This window comes from Fretibacterium sp., assembly GCF_057312375.1.
The window spans coordinates 1-4,133 of the sequence record NZ_DBHLDX010000058.1; the positions used below are offsets into that span (position 1 = coordinate 1).

At 67.1% G+C, this 4,133-nt stretch carries 5 protein-coding genes; 3 read left to right on the forward strand and 2 right to left on the reverse strand.

The window, feature by feature from the left end; genetic code table 11:
• Together ACO41U_RS08295 and ACO41U_RS08300 are read left to right on the forward strand one after the other, a co-directional pair.
• A partial coding sequence (locus ACO41U_RS08295; protein WP_485943089.1) for a hypothetical protein occupies window positions 1-218 on the forward strand: 218 nt, incomplete at its 5' end.
• 67 nt (window positions 219-285) lie between these two features.
• A complete protein-coding gene (locus ACO41U_RS08300; protein ID WP_485943091.1) occupies window positions 286-1,101 on the forward strand; it encodes an MBL fold metallo-hydrolase in 816 nt (271 codons plus the stop codon).
• Between the two features lie 126 nt (window positions 1,102-1,227).
• Here the strand turns inward: ACO41U_RS08300 and hpf are convergent, their stop codons facing one another.
• Window positions 1,228-1,764 (reverse strand): ribosome hibernation-promoting factor, HPF/YfiA family, encoded by a 537-nt coding sequence (gene hpf / locus ACO41U_RS08305; protein ID WP_298781814.1) that lies wholly within the window; start codon window positions 1,762-1,764, stop codon window positions 1,228-1,230.
• A gap of 210 nt (window positions 1,765-1,974) precedes the next feature.
• Window positions 1,975-2,940: a DNA polymerase III subunit delta gene (gene holA / locus ACO41U_RS08310; RefSeq protein ID WP_485943093.1), complete on the reverse strand. Its 966-nt coding sequence runs from the start codon at window positions 2,938-2,940 to the stop codon at window positions 1,975-1,977.
• Between the two features lie 453 nt (window positions 2,941-3,393).
• Here holA and ACO41U_RS08315 point away from each other — a divergent pair.
• Window positions 3,394-4,133: hypothetical protein (locus ACO41U_RS08315; protein WP_485943095.1), on the forward strand; the 740-nt coding region annotated here is incomplete at its 3' end.

The window sequence follows — 4,133 nt, forward strand, 5'->3', positions numbered from 1 at the left end:
CCGCCGTGGAGGAGCAGGCCTCCGACCGCGCCCACCGCATCGGACAGACCCGGCCCGTGACGGTGTACCGCATCGTGGCCCGCGGCACCATAGAGGAGAAGATCGTGGCGCTGCACGCCTGGAAGCGTGACCTGGCCGACGGGCTCCTGGAGGACAGCGGCCGCGCCGTGAAGCTCTCCGCGGAGGAGCTGCTGAACCTCATCCGCGACCCGTCCTGAGGACGGTCGACCGCAGGTTCCTCGAAGGGGGTGCAGTCCCATGTTAGGAAAGGTGGTTTTGCGTGAGATGAAGTTGACGGTTCTTGTGGACAACTGGGTCACGACGCCCAGGGCGGGGCTTCTGGGGGAGTGGGGGTACTCGGCCCTCCTGACGACGCCGTCGGGCAGCCTCCTGATCGACACGGGGGAGACGGGGCACACGCTCCTGAACAACATGCGGGTCCTGGGGCTCTCGCCGGAGTCGGTGGACTGCGTGGCGCTGAGCCACGGCCACAACGACCACGCAAGAGGCCTCCCCGCCTTTCTGGAGGCCGCGCCCCAGGTTCGGGACCGCGTCTTTGCCTCGCCCCTAGCCGTGAGGGAGCGCTTCGAGGGGCAGGACCTGAGCCCCACCGGCGGGGCCGTGCTGCGGGAGGTGCCGCTGCGGCCGGTTCAGGGGGCCGTTGAGCTGCTGCCGAGCGTCTTCGCCTTCGACGTCCCCCCCGAGGGCCGCGACCCGCGCTACGCCTCCCGCGGCCTCATGTACGAGCGCGGGGAGGACGGAACGGTCCGTCCGGACACCTTCGCCGACGACCTGTCCTTCCTGGTCCGCGGACCCAGGGGATGGGCGCTGCTCCTGGGGTGCGCCCACGCGGCGCTGCCCAACATCGTCGCGCGCGTCCGGGACCTCTTCGGCGTGGAGCAGTTCGAGCTGGTGGCTGGCGGAGCGCACATGATGAGCCTTACGCCGGAGGAGGTGGAGGATTGGGTGACGCTCATGGCGTCGTGGCGCGTGAGGCGATGGCGCCTGAACCACTGCACGGGCTTCCGGGCTGCTGCGCGCCTGGCGCAGGCGCACCCGGACACGGACTGGGCCGGCGTCGGCTCGGAGCTCGCGCTCTAGCCCGTCCTGGGGCAGTCGGGGCGCCGGCGGGGGCTGACGTTCGAGAGAGGCAAGAAGAGCGGGGCCGCGCGGCTCCGCTCTTTGGTTTCGATTGTTCAAGTTATTGTTAAAGCCGTTAAAGCGGGTTCAGCGCACCGGCTCCAACAGGCCGTAGTCGCTGGTCCGGCGCTTGTAGACGACGTTGACGTCGCCGGTCTCCGCGTTCTGGAACATGAAGAACGAGTGTCCGACGAGCTCCATCTGCATGGCGGCTTCTTCAGGGCTCATGGGCTGGACGGGGATCTTCTTCACCTTCTCGATCACCGGCACGTCGCTGGCCACAGGCTCCTGCCCCTCCTCCAGGTTGAAGGAGAAGTCGGCGCCGCCCTTGAACTGCCCCTTGTCCTTGAGGTAGGAGTTGTAGCGCTTGATGCGGCGCTCCAGGTTCTTCAGCGACAGGTCGAAGGCCCTGCGCGGCTCCGTGGCGTTCTCCTCGGCGCGGAGGATCACCCCGTTGGCGTTCGCGGTGGTCTCAATGTTGAAGTTGCCCTTGTGGTGGCTGACGACGATCTGGCAGTTCTGGATCTTGTCGAAGAACTTCTCCAGCTTGGACATCTTGGAGTCCATGTAGTCCCGAAGCTTGCTGTCGATCTCCGTTCCACGCTGTACAAAACGTACTTCCATCGAACTTCGCCTCCGTTTCGCAGAAAACAGGTAAGGTTGAGAGCGGTTCGCTGACCGCGTGGGGGGCGTCTGCCTCCCGCTTCGTTCCATTGTAGCATAAAAGCGGGGCAAAAGCGCCGCCCCCACGGTGGAACGGCAAGGCGGCACCAGTCAGCCTCATGCCATGCCCTAAGAGTCCGTTTGTCTGCACCGGCCTGCGCTCAGGGGCCGTCAGCGCCGGGAGGCGGTTGTCCGCTGAGGGCTTTGTTTCCCCGCCAGCAGGTCCCAGACGATCAGCTCGAAGCCCGGCCAGCCCTGGGCGGCGGAGGTCTTCTCTGCGAAGGAGAGCCGAACAGCCCGCAGCATGAAGTCCTTGACGGCCTCCGCCCCGAAGAGGCGCAGGGCCCCCCGCGCCATGCGCATCGCGTACTCCCGGTTCGCGCCGGCGGCCGCAGCGGCCTGGGCCTCGTTTTCCGGAAAGGAGGCGATGTAGAGCGCCGGGCGCAGGCGGTTGCAGAGCGCCGTGAGGACGGGCAGCAGGGGGTCCCGCGACAGGCGGCTCAGCGCGCGGGCCACGTCCGGGGCATTGCCCGCGCACACGCCGTCCAGGAACGTCAGGAGCGCGCGCCCTCCCTCGTCGAAGGAGAGGGCGCGGACGTCCGCCAGCGCGATCTCCCTCCCGTCGGCGTAGAGCGCCAGCTTGGCGAGCTCGCTGCGCAGCTCCTCCGTGGACTCGATGGACTCCCCCAGGAGGAGGGCCGCGTCCGGCGCCAAGCGCCAGCCCTTTTCCTGAGCCAGCTTCAGGAGCCAGTCCTTTCGCTTCCAGGGGGGGACGGAGGCCTCCGCCTTCAGGAACCGGACCTTCTTGAGGGCCAGCACCTCTTTGGAAAAGACCTTCTTGGCCTCCCCGCCGAAGGTGGCGACGATAACGGCGTCCGCTTCCGGTCCCTCAAGGGAGCCTGCCAGGCCGTCGGGGAAGGCCCCCAGGGCCTCGCACCCCTCCGCGACGACGGCCTCCCGCGCGGAGAAGAGCCCGCGGCTGCCCACCCGTTCCAGGAGGGCGCGCCAGTCGGGGAAGGTCCCGTCGGCGTCGAACTTTCCCGACACCTGGCGGTCCTCCCGCGCCAGGGCCGTCAGCGTTTCCTCCAGCTGACGCCGCTGCCCCTCGTGGCCCTCGATGACGATCAAGTGCGGCATGACCCGCCTCCTCGTAGACTAAGGTAATGGGCCCCCAACGTGGCAGGCTCCTTTCGGGTTCGCTCGGAAAATGAACGTGAAGCAATACAGAGAAGCGCTGACTAATGGTTGAGCGATCACTGAGGGCATCTTGGCGGGTATCCTTCAGCGCCTCCCTGAAATTTTAACATGGGGCTGCATCCCCTTGGAGGAGGCCATGCGGCTGATCGCCCTCAACGATTTAGCCAGCGTTCCCACAGGTATTCTAACACCGTTATTTTCGCGAGGGTCCGCGGGACGAGGGCACTTCGGCTCTCCGTGAGAATTAGGCCAGGTGCCCCTTTCCCCGTCCCCATCAAACGCATTTGTGCCGAAGGCGTTTTCGGGGTAAGGTATTCGCGTGGACGACGGAGGTCGACCGCTACAGTCTATATGAAAGCGGTTGACGACGAAGGGAAAGACAGGAGGTTTACCATGAGGTGGTTTGCAGCGTTCATCCTGACGGTTTGCGCTTTGGCTTCGGTGGCCGTATTCCCGCGGGACGCGGCGGCGGAGCCGTACAGAGCGGACCTCATCGGGTTTACGGCGAGCCCACAGAGTCCAAGCGCCGGACAAGACGTGATGGTGATGGCCCGCTTCAAGCCCGACATGAGGCCCCGCCAGGGGTCCGTGACGCTCACGCTTCTGGGCCGGGACGGCGGGGTCGTTCGGGAGTGGAGCGAGCGGGAGCTGAACCCGGCGTCCCTGACGCCGGTCGAGGGCGGAACGGGCGAGCGGCTGTACCGTGCGTCGTTCACGGCACAGCCGGGGCACGCCGAGCTGCGGTTGGCGTGGCGCCCGTCCAACGGGAGCGACTCCGGCAATCCTGAGCGCGCGGTCCTGGCGCTGGCGGTGGGCGGAAACGGGACGAACCTCGGCGGCGGCGGACTGGTCAGCTGGCGCGTGACGCGCGACGCCCGGCACGACGGCGACGAGATGCGGACCAACGCGCTGTTTGAGCGGAAGCCCGACCCCGATTCCGTGCGGCTCATCATCGAGCGGTGCGGGCTGTTCTCCGGGCTCTACGACGACCGCACCCTCTATCCCGAACGCGAGGGGTACGAGGACGGCCAGTATGGGGGCCGCTGGAGCGTTCGGTTCGAGTTCACCGCCGAGCGGGGGCGGCACCGGATGAAGCTCCGGTGGCGGATGAACGGGACCGAGTACGAGCACAT

Coding starts and splice junctions, on each gene's coding strand:
- ACO41U_RS08300 (WP_485943091.1), top strand. CDS start 286: ATGAAGTTGACGGTTCTTGTGGACAACTGGGTCACGACGCCCAGGGCG.
- holA (WP_485943093.1), bottom strand. CDS start 2,940: ATGCCGCACTTGATCGTCATCGAGGGCCACGAGGGGCAGCGGCGTCAG.
- hpf (WP_298781814.1), bottom strand. CDS start 1,764: ATGGAAGTACGTTTTGTACAGCGTGGAACGGAGATCGACAGCAAGCTT.